The organism is Pseudomonas arvensis, assembly GCF_056688935.1.
On the sequence record NZ_CP162038.1, the window covers coordinates 1072028 to 1092144 of the forward strand.

Below are 20117 nucleotides of genomic sequence, written 5' to 3' on the forward strand. Positions count from 1 at the left end.
GGCGGGCTCATCGACTACGGAAGAATGCCAAGCAAGCTAACATTCTTGCCCGCAATTGTCAGGACACCGCAGATCTAAAGCGGGCAGTGAAATTCGCCTGGTAGAAATCAGTTCGCCAACCGCGCGCCGCTGAGGCTGCCACTCAATTCATACGCCACCAACTCCGCCTGATGCGCCGCCAGAATCTCCGGCAACGAGCCACGCAGGTATTCCACCCAGGTCTTGATCTTCGCATCCAGGTACTGGCGCGATGGGTAGATGGCGTACAGGTTCAATTCCTGGGAGCGGTAGTTGGGCATCACCCGCACCAGCGTGCCATTGCGCAAGCCTTCGATGGCCGCATACACCGGCAACAGGCCGATGCCCATGCCGCTGGTGATCGCGGTTTTCATCGCGTCGGCCGAGTTGACCAGGAATGGCGAGGTGTTGATCGCCACGCTTTCCTGGCCTTCCGGGCCGTTGAAGGTCCACTTGTCCAACTGAATCACCGGGCTGACCAGGCGCAGGCAGGCGTGGTTTAGCAGATCATGGGGGCGGTGGGCACAGCCCTTGGCCTTGACGTAATCCGGCGAGGCGCAGGCGATGCTGTAGGTGATGCCCAGGCGTTGGGACACAAACCCCGAGTCCGGCAGCTCGCTGGCCAGTACGATGGACACGTCGTAGCCTTCGTCGAGCAGGTCCGGCACGCGGTTGGCCAGGGTCAGGTCGAAGGTTACGTCCGGGTGGGTGCGGCGGTAGCGGGCGATCGCGTCGATGACGAAATGCTGGCCAATCCCGGTCATGGTGTGCACTTTCAATTGCCCGGCGGGGCGTGCGTGGGCGTCGCTGGCTTCGGCCTCGGCTTCTTCGACATAGGCGAGGATCTGTTCACAGCGCAGCAGGTAGCGTTTGCCGGCTTCGGTGAGGGCAATGCGCCGGGTGGTGCGGTTGAGCAGGCGGGTTTGCAGATGGGCCTCCAGATTGGAGACCGCGCGCGAGACGTTGGCCGTGGTGGTGTCCAGTTGCGCGGCGGCGGCGGTGAAGCTACCCGCTTCGGCCACACAACTGAAGGCGCGCATGTTTTGCAAGGTGTCCATGGAGTGTTCTCAGGGGAGATAGCAAATTGTGACATGAAGTTGCGCGAAGGTGTGTATCCGCTGGCCACTGCTCTTCCTGGGCATAAGCCTCCATGGCTCAAGACAAGGTCCAGGCCTTACTGACGTTCGCCTCATAGTGCGGCAGGTATTCCACCACCAGATGATTGAATGCCTCCCGCGCCTGGCTGCGGTTTTCAGCGGTAGGTGCTTGCAAGGCGGTCTGTGCATGTTGCGTCAGGGTTTCGACCGCCTGGGTCAGTGCCGGGCTGACGCGCTTGAGCGCATCCAGTTCTGCGCTCAACACCGCACCGTGTGCCTGTCGGGCGATGGTGTCGAGTAACCCATGCAGGTCATTGGCATGCCGCTGTACGTAATCATCCCAACCCGATCGTTGCCCAGGGGCGCCCAGGTAGCGGCGGGCGATTGGCAGCAGGTGATCCAGCGACTCGCTGCCCAATTGTTCCCGGACTAGGGTCTGGCGTGTGCGCAGGGACTGCGCTTCAACACCGCTTAAGTGCTCAAGCCTCTCTGGAAGCGCCAAGTCGCGGGATTTGTTCACCGTGTAGCGGGTGAGCAGCACCACCGGCTCTCCATGTTTGATCTTGACCAATATATGGGTGGACGGCGATTTATTGGGCATGAGCAGTGATTCGGTGATCGAGCGGATAAGGTTTTCCCAATCGAACGCCTGGTTTCCCAGGGCCGCCAAGACGTTTCGCAGGACTCCTTTCACAACGTTCATGGACTTGAGCGCAGCGATATCGATCTCCAGGTAATCGCCACTCAGGTGGGGGTCGTCCAGCTTTCGATGACTGTATGCGATCGTCACCCCTTTGCCGCCCTCGGCCTGCGACGAGGCCGTGGCAGATACGTAGCCACTGAGTATCTGGGCCTGGGTTGTCAGCTTGTACACTTTCAACGCCTCGGGCCGAAGCAGCGCCCGGTTCTGATGTATGACTCCGCGTAGGTGCTTATCCACATCGGGATCGATGCGCGAGTGTGTCTGAAGCAGCACATAGCGCTCCATCAAGGCTCGCGCTTGTCTGGTGCTCGCATGCAGGCTGGCATTCAGCCCGGATGCCAGCGCGCAGGTATAGGCCTGTTGGGTGAATTGGTGGCTGTTGGACGTAACGTGGTTTTTCATGTCGTCCAGCAGCCTTGCCGGGGTATCACCGTGGTGCGTCAGCGCCGCCAGTCGTTGCAAGGCCATTGCCGGCGCTGTTTCGTGCAGGCCGAGAATGTCCAAGGTTTTGTGTTGGTGGGTGCGGTGTAATGTCAGCGACAGGGCGCTGTTCAGCTTCAGGAAACTGAAAAAATCAGCCGCCACTTTACTGCGAGCACTGAATGCGATGCCTGTTTCGGTCATGACCGGTGCAGGTGTGTTCTGCAGGCAGGGCAGTTCAACGTCTGGCAGGCCGGCACTGGCCAGCGCTTGCCTGAGATACGGTTGGCTCAGGGCAGAGTAAGCCCTGTCCCTTGGCAGATTGTAATGGTCACTCACGATGCTGCTCAGGTGCCGGGCCGTTTGACCGATGCTTTCGCTCAAGGAGGTACGGACAGAATGGCTGCGGGCGTCGGCGTAGTGCTCCAGGTTCGCGTACGTTCGGGACGAAACATGCCCAAGGGCGATTTGCTGGTGGGTCTGAGCTTTAGTCATGGTAGCCAGCGTTGATTTGAGCGTGCCCTGCAGGGCAATCACCCGCGTGCTCTTGAGGTGCTGATCGTCAGTGATTTGCAGCCGGGAGTCAGCTGCCAGTTGCGGTCCGGCCTGGAGTTGTCGCGCCGGATCCAGCGCCACGTTGTAGCCAATATGACGGTGGTTGATGCGTTCGCCCCCGGCGCGAATGTAGGCAAGAGAAGGCAGCAACCGCTGGGTCAGGCGCTGGTGTCGCTCCTCACCGGCCGCCGCACGGAATTGCCATTTAAGGGCGCGACACAGGGTATGGTCTGCCTCGATCTGCGGATTTTCATGGCTGCGATGCCGGTCAAGCAGGCGCTCGGCTTTTTTGAAAAACGCGTAGAAACCTGCAAGCTCCTGCGTCGACACCTCTAACCTCGGTGCGCTGTGGGTCAGCGTGTAGTGCAGCGCTTCTATTGCTGATTGATCGCGATGATAGCCCGCAAGCAGTGCGAGCTTCTCCAGCACCTTGTCTGCGATCCAGCGTACATCCCGTTGCAGAGGCAGCATGTCGGGGCGCAGAGGTTTGGGCGCTATGTGCAACTGCCTGCGCAACGCGTCGACAGTTTCTTGCGCTGGCGTGTGTACCCGACCGTGCGGGTTCAATATGCCGGGGACCGTCAGCATCGTGTGCTCCAGAGGCGGTGATGCTCCCTAGTGTGATACCCCTCGGTGCCGCGTGATGTAGGGCGAGTGCTGAGGCCATCGCTTCAATATCCGAACAATGTGCGCAGCCGCGTGGATTATCGCCCGAACGGTAACAAAGATTCACAGGAATGCCCGCTTATCGCCATTCCTCCCGCCGCCTAGAATTGCGCCACCTTCGCGCTTTACCACCTCAGGAATTCGCTTGCCGTGCCGCGTCGCATCAGCAGAGAGCTTAAGACTCTCAGTGTTTGGGCCTTATCGTTAGCAATCAGCGGCTGCATCGGAACCGGAGGAATCGCTCCCCAAGGCCACGCCTTGAGCGCCAATGCCCTGGCCACCGATGAAGCGATCCAGAGCGCTGCCCAGGACGCCCACTGGCCCACCGCACAATGGTGGCAAGCCTACGGCGACCCGCAGCTCAACCACTGGGTCGAACTCGCCACGCAAAGCAGCCCGAGCATGGCCATGGCCGCCGCGCGGGTGCGTGAAGCGCGGGCCATGGCCGGGGTTGCCGAGTCGGCTGAGTCGTTGCAGATCAACAGCGACACTAGCCTCAAGCGTCACAACTGGCCCAAGGATCAGTTCTACGGCCCTGGCGAATTGAGCGGTGCCAACACCTGGGACAATAATGCGTCCTTGGGCCTGAGCTACGCCCTCGACCTGTGGGGCCGCGAAAGCAATGCCACCGAGCGCGCCGTCGACCTGGCCCACATGAGCGCCGCCGAAGCACGCCAGGCCCAACTTGAACTGCAGAACAACGTGGTGCGCGCCTATATCCAGCTGTCGTTGCATTACGCCAACCGCGATATCGCCGCCGCCACGTTGGCCCAGCAAGAGCAGATTCTTGACCTGGCCAACAAACGCTTGAACGCCGGTATCGGCACGCATTTCGATGTGAGCCAGGCCGAAACCCCCCTGCCTGAAACCCATCGTCAACTGGACGCCCTCGACGAGGAAATCGCTCTGAGCCGTAACCAGTTGGCGGCGTTGGCGGGCAAAGGCCCGGGGGAGGGCGCGCAGTTGCAACGCCCAAGCCTGTCCCTCGCCGCGCCGCTTAAACTGCCGTCCGCGTTGCCCGCGCAATTGCTCGGCCAGCGCCCGGATGTGGTTGCCAGCCGCTGGCAAGTGGCGGCCCAGGCGCGGGGCATCGACGTGGCGCACGCCGGCTTCTACCCCAACGTCGATCTGGTCGGCAGCCTCGGCTACATGGCCACCGGCGGCGGCATGCTGGCGTTTCTGGCGGGCAAGAAATTCAATTACAACGTCGGCCCGGCGATCACCTTGCCGATCTTCGACGGCGGCCGCTTGCGTGCCGAGCTGGGCGAGGCCAGCGCTGGTTACGACATCGCCGTGGCGCGCTACAACCAGACGCTGGTCACTGCGCTCAAGGGCATCAGCGACCAGTTGATCCGCCGCGAATCCCTGGACAAGCAACAAGGCTTCGCCGCGCAATCGGTGGCCTCGGCGCAGAAAACCTATGACATCGCGATGATCGCCTACCAGCGCGGCCTTACCGATTACCTCACTGTGCTCAACGCCCAGACGTTGCTGTTGCGCCAGCAACAGATCGAGCAGCAAGTCCAGGCGGCGCGCCTGAGCGCCCATGCCGAACTGGTGACCGCCTTGGGCGGCGGCCTTGAAGCAGGCCAGGACGCACCGCAAAACGCCAAGACCCTCCCGAGCAAAACCCCGGCGGCCCTTGCCGTATTCGATCACTGAGTAGGTTGTGATGACTCCCTTGCCCGCACCGCTGCGCTGGCTGCATTCCCTTGAGTGGCGCCGTGGCTTTTTCGACTGGGCACGCAGCGACGGCGTGACCTGGGTGTATATCTTCAAGGTGTTGATTGCGGCGTTTCTCACTCTGTGGCTGGCCATGCGCCTGGAACTGCCGCAACCGCGCACCGCCATGATCACAGTGTTTATCGTGATGCAGCCGCAGAGCGGCCAGGTGTTCGCCAAGAGCTTTTACCGCTTCCTCGGCACCCTGACGGGCTCGGCGGTCATGGTGTTGCTGATCGCCTTGTTTGCGCAAAACACCGAACTGTTTCTCGGCGCCCTGGCGATCTGGGTCGGCATCTGCACGGCCGGGGCGACGCGCAACCGTAACTTTCGCGCCTATGGTTTTGTGCTGGCCGGCTACACGGCGGCGATGGTCGGCTTGCCGGCGCTGGCCCATCCGGACGGCGCGTTTATGGCGGCGGTATGGCGGGTGCTGGAAATTTCCCTGGGGATCATCTGTTCCACCCTGGTCAGCGCCGCGATTTTGCCGCAGACCGCCAGCGCTGCCATGCGTAATGCGTTGTATCAGCGCTTTGGCGTGTTCGCGCTGTTCGTCACCGATGGCCTGCGCGGGCGCAGCCAGCGTGACGGCTTCGAGGCCAGTAACGTGCGCTTCATCGCCGAAGCCGTTGGCCTGGAAGGGCTGCGCAGCGTCACCGTGTTCGAAGACCCGCATATGCGCCGACGCAACGGTCGGCTCAGTCGCCTCAACAGCGAATTCATGAGCATCACCACGCGCTTCAACGCCTTGCACCAGTTGCTGGAACGGCTGCGCACGGATGCTGCGGATCATGTGGCGGCGGCGATCAAGCCCGGCCTGCAAGACCTTGCCGAAGTACTCGATGGGTTCTCCGGCCGCGCCCTCACCAGCCCCGACGCTGCGCGGCTGGTCAACCAGCTGAGCATTTATAAAGACAGCCTGCCGGCCAAGGTGCGCAGCCTGCGCACGGCCTTTCAGGAAGGCGACCCGACTGAAGCCGAACAACTGGATTTCCACACCGCCTACGAGCTGCTTTACCGCTTCGTCGAAGACTTGCACAACTATGCGCAAACCCACGCCTCCCTCGCCGATCACAGCCACGCACGGGAAGACTGGGACGAAGCCTATACGCCGAAGACCAACTGGCTGGCCTGCGCCGCTTCGGGGATTCGCGCGTCATTCATCCTGATTGTGCTGGGCAGTTATTGGGTGGCAACCGCCTGGCCCAGCGGCGCCACCATGACCCTGATCGCAGCCGCCACCGTCGGCTTGTCCGCCGCCACGCCCAACCCGAAACGCATGGCGTTCCAGATGGCCTGCGGCACGTTGATCGGGGCGTTGGTGGGGTTTGTCGAAATGTTCTTCGTGTTCCCCTGGATCGACGGCTTCCCGCTGCTGTGCGTGATGCTCGCGCCGGTGATCATCTTCGGTGCTTTCCTCGCCTCACGCCCGCAATACGCAGGTGTTGGCGTGGGCCTGTTGATCTTCTTCAGCACCGGCTCGGTGCCGGACAACCTCACGGTCTACAACCCGTACACCTTTATCAACGACTACATCGCCATGATCCTCGGCATGCTGGTGTGCGCCGCCGCCGGTGCGATCATCCTGCCGCCCAACAGCCGCTGGCTGTGGCGGCGCCTGGAGCAGGACCTGCGCGAACAAGTGGTGTACGCCATCAGCGGCAAACTCAAGGGCTTGGCGTCGAGTTTTGAAAGCCGCACCCGTGACCTGTTGCACCAGGCCTACGGCCTCGCCGTCGGCCAGCCGCAGGTGCAGCGCGATCTGCTGCGCTGGATGTTCGTGGTGCTGGAAGTCGGCCACGCGATCATTGAGTTGCGCAAGGAACAGGCGATCCTGCCGGTACACCCGGCGTATGCCGAATCCCAGCCATGGCGCCAGGCGATCCGCGTGATGGGGCGCTCGCTGGTACGGCTGTTCCTGCAGCCCAGCGCGAGCAACCTGGAACGCGGCCTCATTGCCGTCGACCATGCGATCAGCCGCGTACAGGCCACCGACGAGCCCTTCGCCCCGCACTTCGACACTTCGGCCCTGCGCCGGGTGAAAAGCTACCTGCACTTTATCCGCACCTCGTTGCTCGACCCGCAGTCACCGCTGGCGGCTCTCAAAGGAACCCCGAATGCCCCGTGAAATCGCATTCCACGGCATCTATATGCCGACCATGACCCTGATGTTCCTGATCGCGGCGGCGCTTGCCTGGGCGCTGGACCGCTTTCTGGCCGGCTTCGACCTGTACCGCTTTTTCTGGCACCCGGCGTTGCTGCGCCTGAGCCTGTTCGTTTGCCTGTTCGGCGCCCTGGCGCTGACCGTCTACCGTTGAGAATGCCCCGATGAAAAAGTTTTTCAGCCTGCTCGCCACCTTGCTGGTACTGGCCTTGGCGATCTGGATGGGCCGCACATTGTGGGTGCACTACATGCAAACCCCATGGACCCGCGATGGCCGTGTTCGCGCCGACATCATCAACGTAGCCGCCGACGTGACCGGCGAAGTGGTCGACGTGCCGGTGCGCGACAACCAGTTGGTGAAAAAGGGCGACCTGCTGATGCAGATCGACCCCGAGCACTACCGCATCGCGGTCAAGCAGGCGCAGTCGCTGGTGGCTTCGCGCAAAGCCACCTGGGAAATGCGCAAGGTCAACGCCCGTCGCCGTGCCGACCTCGACGCCCTGGTGATCTCCAGGGAAAACCGCGACGACGCGAGCAACATCGCCGACTCGGCCCTGGCCGACTACCAACACGCGCTGGCACAGCTGGAAGCCGCCGAACTCAACCTGAAACGCACCCAGGTCGTGGCGGCCGTGGATGGCTACGTCACCAACCTCAACGTGCATCGCGGCGACTACGCGCGCATCGGCGAAGCCAAGATGGCCGTGGTCGATATGAACTCGTTCTGGGTGTACGGTTTCTTTGAAGAAACCAAGCTGCCCCATGTGAAAGTCGGTGACAAAGCCGATATGCAATTGATGAGCGGCGAGACGTTGAAGGGGCACGTAGAAAGCATCTCGCGTGGTATCTACGACCGCGACAACCCCGAAAGCCGCGAGCTGATTGCCGATGTGAACCCGACCTTCAACTGGGTGAGGCTGGCCCAGCGCGTGCCGGTACGGATTCACATTGATGAAGTGCCAGACGGGGTGTTGTTGGCGGCGGGGATTACGTGCACGGTGATCGTTGACCAGACACGAAACTAAATTGTGGGAGCTGGCAAGCTCCCACATTCGTTTTTTGTTGATAGGCAGATCGGGCTTTGTCTCAGATGAGGACTTAGGCTCTGACTTTTCGTCGACGCCTGACCCGCAACATACTGACGTAGCGGCGGTGGTTTCTTGTGTGGAGTAGGAACAACCAGAACAGCGCTTGAAATAAAGGAAACACTGCAAACATCGTCACTCGTTGGTTGCCCAGGTAGTCGGCCGCAAGCATAGCGTTCAACGCTGCGACGCCCACCAGTAGGACAGGGCCAAAACGGAACCCCGCCGCCACCAGCGCCATCCCAATGCAGATGACCAGTAGTAATACCAGAGCCGCCAAAACCGCATATTCGCTTGGCAGGTAATATATTCGGGCGTAATACGACAGGCTATGTGACAAGTTGCCGGAAGTACTGACGAGGCTCATTGATACCCCCATGCCCACCGTGAACGCAAAACGTCGGGTGTAATAACGTAAAGTTCGGGGATCCTGGGCGCTGATAACGTCATTGCTCATGGCTGCCGAACTCCTCATAAATCCCAATTACGAGAGAATTGACGTTTCCGGACAGGCCACTGCCAGTGGCCGCCAGAGCGGCGCCCACTTGATCGGCTAACTGAGTGAGGAGGTCCTGACGTAATTGGGCATTGCTGAAGCGCTTGGGGAGTGTTCCTGCCAACTGCTTTAACCGGATCATTTCGCGAGGACGACGAGGGTTCTGCAAACGCAGGACTTCGTTGGTCAGTTTTGCGCGTTCCTGGCGGCTCATGTGCCTCAAGATGTCGGTCAGGTTGCGGCCTGACGTATTTTTGATAGTCATGACAGTCTTTACCGTGACGAACGTCGTGCTGCCCGCCCCCACCAGCGAAATACCGTCCAAGGCTACGGTCATTGCCTGATACCAAGCAAGGCTGTCGTAATAATCGTTTTCAGCCGGGTTGGTCAGTTCTTTGTATGTCCGCCATAGGCCGTTACCACATTGCATAGCACTGGCGGCTGCCGCTGTATAAGCAATGTAAGTAACTGCAAGGCTGGAACCTGCACTGAGCGGCGCTGACGCTATGCCTACCTTGGCAACGACAATGCCTATCACGGCTCCACCGCATGCCAGGGCCAACCCTGCCGCCTCGCGCCATAAATGCGACTCGCGCGGTGAGTTTGCCACCCATTGCGCATAATCATCGGCAGTCATCGCCGGTCCCGCCACCTCCCGCAGAATCACCCGCTTGGGCTTGATACTGCACAGCGGTACAAACTCACGCAGCACCGTCACCTGATAATCACTGCCGATATGCACCACACCTGCCCCGACGATGGCCGGGTCGGCGTCAATGGTTCGATAAAGTTTGGGCAGGTCCAGCAGGCTGGTCAGCCGCTGGCGAGTCGTGGTGTGCGCATCCGGCACACCGCTTCGCATAAAATCCCTTGGCATCCTTTCACCTGTGAGTAGACAGAGGTGAAAGAGCCTGGGGTTAGTTTCCTTGTAATGCTGTCAGCCCATTCGCTGTTTTTTGTAGGATCCGGCTGGGCAGTTAGTTCATTGAGCTACATAGGTTTCATGCAAATGGCGCCACAACAGCGCGCCACTCGCCTGCTTCTCAAACACCACGGTGGCCCGCCGATCCGTTTGGGTGCCGCTGTCGTCCACCTGATGCTCACGATAAGTCACCGTCGCACCGCGTGCATGCCGGTCAATCCCGGCCATTTCACTCAAGGTGATTTTCAGCCCCGGCCGCATCCCGCCCAGGCGCGTGAACAGCGCATTCACCCCGGCTGCATTGACGCGTGTGCCGGTGGCGGGAGCGATCATGCTGAATTCCGGCGAGAAGCGCGCAAGCAGGTTTTGCAACGTGCCGTCAGGCGCAACGCCGGCAAACCATTGCTCGATCTCGATGTGGGTCTGGATGACTTCTTCGAAAAAGTCGCTGTAGTCGATCATTTACAAATTCCCCTTCAAGCCAAAGCGTTTTTTCAACACGGTTTCCAATAACCCCTTGGGCAACAACGCCGCCATCAACGGCAGCGCCCGGCTGCCATTGCCCGAGCGCAACAGGCGTGGTGGCTGCGGCTGTTGCACGGCTTTGAGCACATCCGCCGCAAACACCGTGGCAGGCGTCGGCTTGTCCTGGGAGGCCTGGCTGCGTGCGCGAATGCCTTCGCGCAATGGCCACCATGGCGATTGCTCGTTGATCAGCAACTCGGCCTGGGCCCCGGCGTTTTTGGCAAAGCGTGTATCGATGGCGCCGGGTTGTACTTCCATCACCCGTATGCCAAACGGCGCCAGTTCCATGCGCAGTGCATCGCTCAAGGCATGCACCGCCGCTTTGGAGGCGCAGTAGGCACCGGCAAACGGCGTGACCAGCACCCCGGAAACGCTGCCGATATTCACCACCAGGCCTTTGCGCTTGCGCAGCGCCGGGAACAGCGCCTGGGTCACGCCGACGATGGAAAACACGTTGGTCTGGAACTGACGCTGCATCGCCTCGGTGCCGCCGTCGAGCAGCGGGCCCATGGCGCCGTAGCCGGCGTTGTTGATCAGTACATCCAATTCGTCCAGGTTCGCGGCCAGGGTCTGCAGGGCGGCAGCGTCATTCACGTCCAGCAGCACAGCGTGGAAGCCCGCGTCGTTGAGGGCGATCACGTCGTCTTCGCGGCGAGCGCTGGTCAATACGTCGTAGCCGGCAGCCTTGAAGGCATCGGCCAACGCACGGCCGATGCCGCTGGAGCAACCGGTGATGAGAACATTGGGCATGGATCAATCCTTTGTCAGTCCGAGAAGCTGCCTTGCAGGTGCTCGGCACGAAATTCCAGGGTTTGCGGGCGGTAGCCGGGGCGCAGCGGCGGGGTGGGCAGGCAATCGTCCCAGGTGGCGCCAGCCTGCAACTCACCGGGGCCGCGATAGCGCGGGGCAGCATAGACGTTGTCGGCGAGATTCACCGTGTCGCCGGGCGCATAGGCGGCGACGCGCCAGCGCAGTTCGGTCAGTGGTACGTCGTTGCCGTTGTTCAGGGTGAGTTTCAGCGGACGGTCGGCGGGGCAGTCCTGTGGGGCGTAGGCGATGCGCAGTTCAAGGCGCGCCAGCTGCGAGGCCTCGCGGTTGTCCAGCCAGACCACCCACACTGCGACAAAACCCAGGCCGACAGCGGCGGCCAGCGATACCGGCAAGGCTTTGGCGGGGTAGCGCAGCAGCAGGATCAGCCAGGTGATGATCAGTAGGACGCCGAAAAACATGATGACAACCTCATACGCGGATAAAACATCCTACCTGTGGGTTGGCCTTGGTGCCTATCGTGGGCATCAGTTTTCGTTTACGAAGGAACCCGATGGCGCATTGTCTCCACAGAGCGAACATAGGGAAATACAGACCGCCCAGGAGGGTAATAACCGAAGTCAGAATAAGTGAGACCCACTATGGTTGCTTCAGCTCTTATTGTGCCCGTTGTCTCCAATGTCTTGTCGTCGGTGGTGACCTCCCTCATCACTGCCCCTAAAGCGCCAGCGCAGAACGCTGCTGGAGCGTCCCGGCAAATGGACCACGCGGCGAATTCTCCTCCGTCTGGTCGCATGCGGGACCACAAACTTACAAGTTTGGGTCAAACCCTGCTGCAAGGGCCTTCGTCGCAGCTGTGTAACAGCGGTATGAATGCCAAGCATGCCAAGGGGGCGGGTATTGCCTTGGGTGGCATGGCTGCGCAAGAGGCTGGGAAAAACCTGGCCAACAGTAGTGGTACGTTGTCCAGAGTCTTGGGCGCGCTCATGACCGAGGGTGGTAAGGCGGCCCAGTTGTACGGTGCTGTCAAGTTCGGTAACGCTTGACGCAATTGACGGACGTTCTGCGGCACTGGCATTGGCGCTGGCAATGACTGAATAAAAAAGCCCCCACCCAACCCACTGCGGATAGGGGACGCAATGGGCTGGGCGAGGGCTTCTTGTACGACTGTTTTACTGCGCGATAGTTTTCACCGATACGCCACGTTCAACCGGTGTCGAGCGGCCGTAGATATCTTCGAAGCGCTCGATATCGTCCTCGCCCAGGTAGCTGCCCGATTGCACTTCGATGATCTCCAACGGGATTTTGCCCGGGTTGCGCAGGCGGTGCACCGAGGCGATCGGGATGTAGGTCGACTGGTTCTCGCAGAGCAGGAACACGTTCTCGTCGCAGGTCACTTCAGCCGTGCCGCTGACCACGATCCAGTGTTCGGCGCGGTGGTGGTGCATCTGCAGTGACAGGCACGCGCCCGGCTTGACCGAGATGTGCTTGACCTGGAAGCGGCCGCCCATGTCCACCGAGTCGTAGGAGCCCCACGGACGGTAGACTTCGCAGTGGTTCTGGGTCTCGCTGCGGCCCTGTTCGTTGAGGGTGTTGACCATCTGCTTGACGCCCTGGACCTTGTCCTTGTGGGCAATCATCATCGCGTCCTTGGTTTCCACCACCACGATGTTTTCCAGGCCGATCACCGACACCAGCTTGCCGTTGCCGTGGATCATGCAGTTCTTGCTGTCCTGGATCACCACGTCGCCCTTGGTGACGTTGCCGTTGGCGTCTTTATCGTTGACCGCCCACAGCGAGGCCCAGCAACCCACGTCGCTCCAACCGGCGCTCAGCGGTACGACGCAGGCGCGTTGGGTTTTTTCCATCACGGCGTAGTCGATGGAGTTGTCCGGGCAGCAGGCGAAGGTGGCTTCGTCGAAGGACACGGTGTCGGCGGTCTGTTCGCTGCGTTCCAGGGTCAGCACGCAGGTGTCGTAGATGTCCGGATCGTGCTTTTTCAGCTCTTCGAGGAAGCGGCTGGCGCGGAACAGGAACATGCCGCTGTTCCAGAAATAGCCGCCGCTTTTGACGAACTCGACAGCGCGTTTTTCATTGGGTTTTTCCACGAACTGCTCGACGCGGCTCACGCCTTCGGGCAGCAGCGAATCGTTGGTGGACTTGATGTAGCCATAACCGGTTTCCGGACGGGTCGCCGGCACGCCGAACAACACCATCTCGCCACGCTCGGCTGCCACGGTGGCCAGGGCCAGGGCGCGTTGCAGGGCTTTCTGGTCATCGATCACGTGGTCGGCGGGCAGCACCAGCATCAACTCGTCGCGGCCTTCGTTGACCAGCATCATCGCGGTCAGGGCCACGGCCGGCGCGGTGTTGCGACCGAACGGCTCCATCAGGATGCGTTGGCATTCGAGCTTGCGCGCGCTCAACTGCTCGTTGACGATGAAGCGGTGATCCTTGTTGCAGACCACGATCGGGGTGTCCATGCCTTCGAATACCAGGCGTTCCAGGGTTTGCTGGAACAGCGTGTGCTCACCGGTCAGGGCCAGGAATTGCTTGGGGAACTGTTTACGGGAAAGCGGCCAAAGACGTGAGCCGCTACCACCGGAAAGGATTACTGGGATCATGTGTTTCTCCTTGAATCAATTTGGGTCAGAGCTACGAAGGTTTGTCGTTTCACTCTTGTTTTTGTCTCGGTCCCTGTGGGAGCTGGCTTGCCTGCGATGCAGGCGACTCGGTCTGTCACTGACACCGAGGTGATGCCATCGCGGGCAAGCCCGGCTCCCACAGGGGAATAGTTAGCGGGTCGACACGGGGCGTTTCACCCACACTGGCGACAGGCTGCTGCCGGAACCGGTGACATACAGCACCGCTGCTTCACCGCGCTCCAGGGCAACCGGTTTCACATCGCCGACTTTCTTGTCACCGTCATACAGTGCCAGGCTCACCTTCACCGGGTTGATCTCACGCTCGCCACGGCCTTTGGCGGCTACCGACTTGACCACGTCGGTCTTGCCGTCAGCGGTCTTGAGGGTCAGGGCCTTGTCGCTGAGGTTCTGCACGCGCACCAGGGACTTCTGCTTGTTCTTGAACGGCGGTTCTTCGATCAGCTGAGGCTGGCCGCTGCCGCTGTTGACCAGGGTGTAGTAGTGGTCGGCGGCGAGTTTGACCGGCAGGGTCTGGCTGCCAACCTTGGCGCTGTAGTCACCGCCCGGCATGAAGCTGAAGTCACTGCTGGCCAGTGGCGCAACCTCGCTGAGGTTGGTGTTGCCCACGGTGGCGCTGACTTCCTGGTTGCTGGCGTTGTAGATACGTACGAAGCTCGAACCTTTTGGCGCGGTAGGGCCGTAGAGCGCGGCATCGCCACCGGCGAAGGCGGACATCGATACGAAGCTCAGACCGGCAGCAATGGCCAGGGTTTTAGCGAGACGACGAGGAGTTGTAGTGAAAGTCATGTGAGTTACCTCTCTTTCAGTTTTGCGCCCGGTCGGGCGTCTCGGATTTTTGGTTTTTAACTGGGGTGTTCAGTGCCATGTTTTGTTGGCGTGAACCGGCTTGTTTAAGTTGCGCAACCCACGCAGGGTCGGCATCACCGATTTCGTTGTTCACAGGCAGATAGCGTTCAGGAAACTCCCAGATCAGCACCTGTGGCGGGCTGTTCTTGAAGTCGTCACTTTTCAGGTAGCTGAGCATCGGCAGGATCGGGCCGTGGCCGTCTTCTGCGTAGCTGACCACGTCGCTGCCCAGGGCTTGCTTGAGGGCACCGACGAAGTTCCAGTTGGGGTTGGCGCTGTAACTGGTGCCGACCAGTGCCACCGGGGTTTCGCTGTCGCTGAACAGCGCGTCGTCGCCTTTGGTTTCGGCCAGGTGCGTGACGCGTTTTTCCAGCGGCTCTTTAGGCGGCATCAGGTTTTCAAACAGCGGGTCCAGGGGCAGGAACAGACGCAGGTCGCCTTTGTGCGGCTCGGTCTTTTCGGCCTCGGTGACAAAGCGCTGCGGCTCGCCGCTCAGCGGGGTCTTGTCGGCAATCGCCTTGGCCAACTGCTTGGCCGCGACTTCGGCACCATCCGGCGTCCAGTGGGTGTCGGTGCGCAGGAACACTTGCTTGCCGCCCAGCTTGGCCTGTTGCAACGGGCCGAGCAGGTCGGGCGCCGGGATGTTGTCGGCGGCGACACGGGCATGGAAGTCCTGGTACAGGTTGGCGTGGATACTGGCCGGTTTCACTTCACCCAGGTGTTCCGGGTAGAGGCGCACCTTGGCCGGCACGATCGCCATCACCAGTTGGATGCCTTGGGCCTTGAGCTTCTGGCGTACGCCTTCGACCAGCGCGTAGTTGCCTTGCAGGTTCTGGTCCTCGTTGACGGCGGGGTTGAACTCCTCGTCGCTGTACAACCAATGATCGCGGCCCAGCACCACGCCGGGGCGGCCTTCATTGAACAGCTTGTAGTCCAGCGCCGCCCAGAGGTTGGTGCCGATGCGCTTGATCGGGAACTCGTCGTCGTAGTGCGTCTCGACGGCCTTGGTCCAGCGACCATTGAGCACCGTGGCCTCGGCGTTGGTGCTGAAGCCCAGAAAGCTGCGCAGCGACCAGGCGCCGAGTGCCAGCAGCAGCACCATGAACAGGCTGATATAGAGGACGCGTAATGAACGGGTCATGGTCGGCTCCCTCAGAATTGGAAGTAAAGGAACGGCGAGAAACTCTGCGCCGACAGTTTGAGAATCGACGCCACGAACAGCAGCAGCACCGCAGCGCGCATGGCGTAGCGTGGCCAGTCAGCGGTCCAGTAGGCCGGTTGCACGGCGGCGTCCTGGCCAACGGTGAAACCTGGCTGGTGGATGCTGCCGGGGTTGTCGCCCGGTACGGCCTTGATCAGGCTTGGGTCGACAGGCTTGGTTTTTTCGGCAGGGCGGTTGGTGTAGAAATCGCGCAGGCCGAAGAACGCCAGGGTTGCGTACGCCACCACCAGGGTTGCCACTTGCAGGCCGGTGAGGTTGGCGCGGTTGAGTTCCGACAGCGACCACTCGCCAAAGCTGAACATCGCACCGTACATACGGCCGGCGACGTGCAGGTTTTCGGCGCGGAAGATCACCCAGCCCATCACCACCAGCAGGAAGGTGAAGGCCCAGCGCAACACGTTGAAACTGCGCGGCGCGGTGTTCAGGCCAATGGCTTTTTCAATCGCCAGCCACATGCCGTGCCAGGCGCCCCACACGATGTAGGTGATGTTGGCGCCGTGCCACAGGCCGCCCAGCAGCATGGTCAGGAACAGGTTGCGGTAGGTGGTCAGCGTGCCTTTACGGTTACCGCCCAGGGTGATGTACAGGTAGTCACGCAGCCAGGTGGACAGGCTGATGTGCCAGCGGCGCCAGAACTCGGTGATCGACTGGCTGATGTACGGCTGCTTGAAGTTTTCCATGAAGCGGAAACCCATCATCAAGCCCAGGCCGATGGCCATGTCGCTGTAGCCGGAAAAGTCGAAGTACAGCTGCGCGGTGTAGGCCAGCGCGCCGAGCCAGGCGTCGCCGGTGGTCGGGTTTTGCAGGGCGAAGCAATGGTCGGCCACCACCGCGAGGGTATCGGCGATAAACACCTTCTTGATGAAACCCTGCATGAACCGCGTGCAGCCCTCGGAGAACTTGTCGAGGGTGTGGGTGCGGTTGTTGAACTGGTCGGCCAGGTCGCGAAAACGCAGAACAGGGCCGGCAATCAAGTGCGGGAAAATCGCCACGAACGCCGCAAAGTCGATCAGGTTGCGGGTCGCCGGGGTGTCGCCACGGTACACGTCGATGATGTAGCTGATGGACTCGAAAATGTAGAACGAGATCCCGATCGGCAACAGCACGTGGGTGAGGATGAACGGCTCCAGGCCCGCCGACTTCATCATGACGTTGATGCTGTCGACGCCGAAGTTGGCGTACTTGAAGTAGCCGAGGATGCACAGATCGACGGCCACGCCGAGCAGCAGCCAGCGTTGGGCCGGCTTGGTGCGCACGCCGGCTGCACCGACCTTGAGGCCGATCCAGTAGTTCCACAGCGTGACGGCGGCGAACAGCGCCAGGAAGTCCACTCGCCACCAGGCGTAGAACACATAGCTGGCAATCAGCAGCAGCAGGTTGCGATAGCGTTGCCCGCTCAAGTAGTACAAGCCGAGAAAGATCGGCAAGAACAGAAACAGGAACACATTGGACGAGAAAACCATCCCGATCTCTCCATGTTTAACCAACAGTCAAGGGCCGCAGCCCCCCCAAACCCCCCACGAATTTCGGGGAGGGTTGTATTGCAATCTCACTGTCGAAACCGGCTTCAAATGTGGGAGGGGGCTTGCCCCCGATGGCGGTGTAACAGTCGCCATTGCTATCGGGGGCAAGCCCCCTCCCACATTTTTTATTCACCGCGTTTCGTCAGGAACCTTTGTTGCCTTTTTCGTGCGCCGGGTCGTAGACCTTGGTCAGGTCACCCCCCAGGCGGAACGTTTTGAACGGCTGCATCCCATGCTTGCGCTCCACCACATCCGGGGCGCAGGTGTAGAGGGTGCAGAAGGGTTCGAGCCAGGCGAATTTCATGTCCTGCTTCAAATCCTTCATGTCCTGCTCTTTGCCGTTCTTCTGCTCGAAGATCTCCGGGTCCTTGACCCCGGCCAGCACTTTGTCGCCCAGGCGCTTGAGCGCGCTGTTGTTTTCCTGGCGCAGGTCGACACCGTTGACCAGGGCAAAACTGGCGATCATCGACAGTGGCGGCAGGGCGTAGTTGTGGTACGACAAGGCCCGCTGCTGACGCTTCAATTCGTTGGGCAGGAAGCCCTGGTCGTCGACCTGGTTCACGCCGACTTTGTATTCCTTCACCGCCCAATCAAACAGGTCGCGACGGTTGGTGGCGATGGACGTCGCCATCACCGACCAGGCGGCCCAGTAGGAGTGGTTGTTGGTTTTTTCCAGGGGCAGGTTGTCCCAATCGCTCACCACCTGATCGGCCAGTTTGTTGAACCAGGCTTCGATCAGTTGGGCTTCCTGCGGGTGGTTGGCCAGCGGGTGCGAGTCGGAGAACTTCAGGCGCACATAGGCCGAGGCCATGCTGCCCAGCGCCCATTTGCGCATGGACTTGCCGGTGTGGTTGAAGTCCTTGGACATCAACGCGTCAGCCTTGGCCCACGACACCAGCCAGTTCAGCGTGCATTCAAGCTGCTCCGGGCGGCCGTCGCGCATGAACTGCATCACGCGCTTGCTGGTGTCTTTTTCCAGCTTGGTGATGTCGGCGGTGCTGTCACGAAAGGCCTTTTCCGACTGCACGTTCAGCGTCGAACGGGCCTTGTCGGAGCCTTCGTACTTGCTGCGAAATTGCAGCGGGCCGGTGTACGGCGTCGGCATGCTGTCGCAATCATTTTTGAAGTCGCCGGTCTTGAACGCTTCGATCGGTGCGAAATAGCCCTGGGGCGGACGCAGTGGCGCGGCGGCGTTGGCTGCGCCGGCAAAGATCGCCAGGCCGAGCAACGATGGAATCAATAACTTCTGCATAAGTAACCTCATTGCCCCGTTGATGCAGTCTGTTGACCACCGGCGGCGAATACGTTGCGTGTGCAAATTTTCGCTTCAACCTTCTGCGCCGCAGCGCCCGCTTCGGGGCCCTGCACTTCCACGGCCAGCAAGTTCTGCGAAGCCCAGTCTTCATCGGTGCGCAGTTCAAAGGCGAAACGCCCGTCTGTATCGGATGTTTCGGGTTTCTCGATCTTGATGTCCTCGTGGCGCCCGTTCATGTACCAGAGGGTGGCTTGCAAGGTTTTCACCGACGGATCGGCGAAGCGGATATCAACCTGATGGTTGGCGTTGCGCAGGTCTTTGTTCGAACTGTTAACCATCAATTCGTTCTTGCCGGGTTTCAACGTCGTGCTGGCGCTCATCTGCGCGGTCTTGCCTTCGCAGCCGTTGTCCAGCAGCGACATCATCTGGCGGTAGATGGTCTCCTGGTCCAGGCGGTACAGCGGCGAGAACTCCCAGATGAGGATTTTCGGCGGGGTTTTCTGGAATTCGTCGCTGCCCAGGTACTGGATCATCGAGCCTTCCAGGCCACCGCCGGGGAAGGCGACGTTGAGGATGTCGGCACCGATTTCCTGTTCCAGGAAGCCGGCGAAGTTGTAGTTCTTGCCGCTGTGGCTGGTGCCCACCAGGGTGATCTGCGGGTTGCCGGAATCGCCGAACAGGTCGCCGTCACCGGCTTCGCCCTTCGGCTCGGTGGTGAACTGGTCCATGTACTGGATCGCGTAGCTGGTGCCGCACAGCTGCCCGGCCATGTTGTGCAGGGTGCCGGTCTTGCCCATGCGCCCGGAGCGCTTGGTCTCGAATTCACGCTTGGGAATATCGGCGAACTCGGGCATGGCACGCACTTTGGCGCCAACGATCTTCGCGGTGCGCTGGGCGCCGTATGGCGTCCAGTGCTGGTCGCCACGGAAGTAGAAATCGTGGGCCGGCAGTTCATCCGGCAGTTGCTCATTGGTCAACGGCGACAGGTCCGGCACCACGTAGCCCATCTTGGCGAAACGACCGAGCATGGTTTTGTAGTTGCCCAGGGCCTTGTCGAAGTCGAACTTGGCTTTCTCTTCGGGGTTGAGCTTGTTGCGGTTCACCAGGCCACGGGTCGGCTGGTAGACCACCACCAGTTCCACGCCCTTGGCCTTGAACGCATCGTGCAGCTGTTGCATGCGCTTGTAGCCGGCGGGGCTGGTGTCGAATTCGGTGCGCAGGTCTTCCTGGGTGCGGAACAGCCAGTCGCCCTGGGCTTGCACCAGGGTGGTGAAGTTCTGCTGGTAGCGCGTGGTGTAGTTCTTCGCGTCATGGGCGGCCGGGCACAGGCTGCAGCACGGCTCGGCGGTGAAGGTCGGAGCCTTCAGCTCGTCGGCGCGTACGCCCTGGCTGGCCGCGAGCAGGCCGAGGGTCAGACCCGAGAGGCTAAGCAGTTTGATCATGTGTGGGTGCATAAGGGTCATC

At 60.9% G+C, this 20117-nt stretch carries 17 protein-coding genes; 4 read left to right on the forward strand and 13 right to left on the reverse strand.

Annotated elements, in window-relative coordinates; all coding sequences use genetic code 11:
• Positions 1-107: 107 nt before the first annotated feature.
• Both AB3G88_RS04855 and AB3G88_RS04860 read right to left on the reverse strand, forming a co-directional pair.
• Positions 108-1076, reverse strand: coding sequence for a LysR family transcriptional regulator (locus AB3G88_RS04855; protein WP_112193544.1), 969 nt, complete (start codon positions 1074-1076; stop codon positions 108-110).
• Between the two features lie 97 nt (positions 1077-1173).
• Entirely contained in the window at positions 1174-3381 is a 2208-nt protein-coding gene (locus tag AB3G88_RS04860) for a hypothetical protein (protein WP_480453414.1), read from the reverse strand.
• Positions 3382-3609: 228 nt separating this feature from the next.
• Between AB3G88_RS04860 and AB3G88_RS04865 the strand changes: the two genes are divergently transcribed.
• The 4 genes from AB3G88_RS04865 to AB3G88_RS04880 are packed head-to-tail and all read left to right on the forward strand — an operon-like array spanning position 3610 to position 8370.
• Positions 3610-5121, forward strand: a complete 1512-nt coding sequence (locus tag AB3G88_RS04865; RefSeq protein WP_099584932.1) for an efflux transporter outer membrane subunit — start codon at positions 3610-3612, stop codon at positions 5119-5121.
• A gap of 10 nt (positions 5122-5131) precedes the next feature.
• Positions 5132-7309: an FUSC family protein gene (locus AB3G88_RS04870; RefSeq protein WP_480453415.1), complete on the forward strand. Its 2178-nt coding sequence runs from the start codon at positions 5132-5134 to the stop codon at positions 7307-7309.
• Positions 7299-7499 carry a DUF1656 domain-containing protein gene (locus tag AB3G88_RS04875; RefSeq protein ID WP_027604741.1) on the forward strand — a complete coding sequence of 67 codons (201 nt, stop codon included), beginning with the start codon at positions 7299-7301 and terminating at the stop codon, positions 7497-7499. Before AB3G88_RS04870 ends, AB3G88_RS04875 begins: the two co-directional genes overlap by 11 nt.
• Positions 7500-7509: 10 nt before the next feature.
• Positions 7510-8370 carry an efflux RND transporter periplasmic adaptor subunit gene (locus AB3G88_RS04880; protein WP_480453416.1) on the forward strand — a complete coding sequence of 287 codons (861 nt, stop codon included), beginning with the start codon at positions 7510-7512 and terminating at the stop codon, positions 8368-8370.
• 73 nt (positions 8371-8443) lie between these two features.
• On the opposite strand, the gene AB3G88_RS04885 is transcribed toward AB3G88_RS04880, so the two are convergent.
• From AB3G88_RS04885 to AB3G88_RS04935, 11 genes are all read right to left on the reverse strand, one after another.
• On the reverse strand, positions 8444-8887 hold the full coding sequence (locus AB3G88_RS04885; protein ID WP_244643662.1) for a hypothetical protein: 444 nt from the start codon (positions 8885-8887) through the stop codon (positions 8444-8446).
• Positions 8877-9803: an Ssp4 family T6SS effector gene (locus tag AB3G88_RS04890; protein WP_480453417.1), complete on the reverse strand. Its 927-nt coding sequence runs from the start codon at positions 9801-9803 to the stop codon at positions 8877-8879. Before AB3G88_RS04890 ends, AB3G88_RS04885 begins: the two co-directional genes overlap by 11 nt.
• Before the next feature lie 105 nt (positions 9804-9908).
• Entirely contained in the window at positions 9909-10310 is a 402-nt protein-coding gene (locus AB3G88_RS04895; RefSeq protein WP_099584936.1) for a DUF4440 domain-containing protein, read from the reverse strand.
• Entirely contained in the window at positions 10311-11123 is an 813-nt protein-coding gene (locus AB3G88_RS04900) for an SDR family oxidoreductase (RefSeq protein ID WP_099584937.1), read from the reverse strand.
• A 14-nt stretch (positions 11124-11137) separates the two neighbouring features.
• Positions 11138-11602 carry a multidrug transporter gene (locus AB3G88_RS04905; protein WP_099584938.1) on the reverse strand — a complete coding sequence of 155 codons (465 nt, stop codon included), beginning with the start codon at positions 11600-11602 and terminating at the stop codon, positions 11138-11140.
• 711 nt (positions 11603-12313) lie between these two features.
• Positions 12314-13765: a mannose-1-phosphate guanylyltransferase/mannose-6-phosphate isomerase gene (locus tag AB3G88_RS04910; protein ID WP_099584940.1), complete on the reverse strand. Its 1452-nt coding sequence runs from the start codon at positions 13763-13765 to the stop codon at positions 12314-12316.
• Between the two features lie 171 nt (positions 13766-13936).
• Complete coding sequence (locus AB3G88_RS04915; RefSeq protein ID WP_099584941.1) at positions 13937-14593, reverse strand: alginate O-acetyltransferase AlgF; 657 nt, start codon at positions 14591-14593, stop codon at positions 13937-13939.
• 16 nt (positions 14594-14609) lie between these two features.
• Positions 14610-15794 carry an alginate O-acetyltransferase gene (locus AB3G88_RS04920; protein ID WP_099584942.1) on the reverse strand — a complete coding sequence of 395 codons (1185 nt, stop codon included), beginning with the start codon at positions 15792-15794 and terminating at the stop codon, positions 14610-14612.
• An 11-nt stretch (positions 15795-15805) separates the two neighbouring features.
• Positions 15806-17338: an MBOAT family O-acyltransferase gene (locus AB3G88_RS04925; protein WP_099584943.1), complete on the reverse strand. Its 1533-nt coding sequence runs from the start codon at positions 17336-17338 to the stop codon at positions 15806-15808.
• A gap of 202 nt (positions 17339-17540) precedes the next feature.
• A complete protein-coding gene (locus AB3G88_RS04930; protein WP_099584944.1) occupies positions 17541-18650 on the reverse strand; it encodes a mannuronate-specific alginate lyase in 1110 nt (369 codons plus the stop codon).
• Positions 18651-18658: 8 nt separating this feature from the next.
• Positions 18659-20107 carry an alginate O-acetyltransferase gene (locus AB3G88_RS04935; protein WP_112196908.1) on the reverse strand — a complete coding sequence of 483 codons (1449 nt, stop codon included), beginning with the start codon at positions 20105-20107 and terminating at the stop codon, positions 18659-18661.
• Positions 20108-20117 lie beyond the last annotated feature (10 nt).

What these genes read in the sequence shown, in the direction of transcription:
- AB3G88_RS04925 (WP_099584943.1), bottom strand. Translation starts at nt 17,338, where the DNA reads ATGGTTTTCTCGTCCAATGTGTTCCTGTTTCTGTTCTTGCCGATCTTT.
- AB3G88_RS04930 (WP_099584944.1), bottom strand. Translation starts at nt 18,650, where the DNA reads ATGCAGAAGTTATTGATTCCATCGTTGCTCGGCCTGGCGATCTTTGCC.
- AB3G88_RS04870 (WP_480453415.1), top strand. Translation starts at nt 5,132, where the DNA reads ATGACTCCCTTGCCCGCACCGCTGCGCTGGCTGCATTCCCTTGAGTGG.
- AB3G88_RS04920 (WP_099584942.1), bottom strand. Translation starts at nt 15,794, where the DNA reads ATGACCCGTTCATTACGCGTCCTCTATATCAGCCTGTTCATGGTGCTG.
- AB3G88_RS04905 (WP_099584938.1), bottom strand. Translation starts at nt 11,602, where the DNA reads ATGTTTTTCGGCGTCCTACTGATCATCACCTGGCTGATCCTGCTGCTG.
- AB3G88_RS04860 (WP_480453414.1), bottom strand. Translation starts at nt 3,381, where the DNA reads ATGCTGACGGTCCCCGGCATATTGAACCCGCACGGTCGGGTACACACG.
- AB3G88_RS04880 (WP_480453416.1), top strand. Translation starts at nt 7,510, where the DNA reads ATGAAAAAGTTTTTCAGCCTGCTCGCCACCTTGCTGGTACTGGCCTTG.
- AB3G88_RS04900 (WP_099584937.1), bottom strand. Translation starts at nt 11,123, where the DNA reads ATGCCCAATGTTCTCATCACCGGTTGCTCCAGCGGCATCGGCCGTGCG.
- AB3G88_RS04855 (WP_112193544.1), bottom strand. Translation starts at nt 1,076, where the DNA reads ATGGACACCTTGCAAAACATGCGCGCCTTCAGTTGTGTGGCCGAAGCG.
- AB3G88_RS04910 (WP_099584940.1), bottom strand. Translation starts at nt 13,765, where the DNA reads ATGATCCCAGTAATCCTTTCCGGTGGTAGCGGCTCACGTCTTTGGCCG.
- AB3G88_RS04895 (WP_099584936.1), bottom strand. Translation starts at nt 10,310, where the DNA reads ATGATCGACTACAGCGACTTTTTCGAAGAAGTCATCCAGACCCACATC.
- AB3G88_RS04885 (WP_244643662.1), bottom strand. Translation starts at nt 8,887, where the DNA reads ATGAGCAATGACGTTATCAGCGCCCAGGATCCCCGAACTTTACGTTAT.
- AB3G88_RS04915 (WP_099584941.1), bottom strand. Translation starts at nt 14,593, where the DNA reads ATGACTTTCACTACAACTCCTCGTCGTCTCGCTAAAACCCTGGCCATT.
- AB3G88_RS04875 (WP_027604741.1), top strand. Translation starts at nt 7,299, where the DNA reads ATGCCCCGTGAAATCGCATTCCACGGCATCTATATGCCGACCATGACC.
- AB3G88_RS04935 (WP_112196908.1), bottom strand. Translation starts at nt 20,107, where the DNA reads ATGCACCCACACATGATCAAACTGCTTAGCCTCTCGGGTCTGACCCTC.
- AB3G88_RS04890 (WP_480453417.1), bottom strand. Translation starts at nt 9,803, where the DNA reads ATGCCAAGGGATTTTATGCGAAGCGGTGTGCCGGATGCGCACACCACG.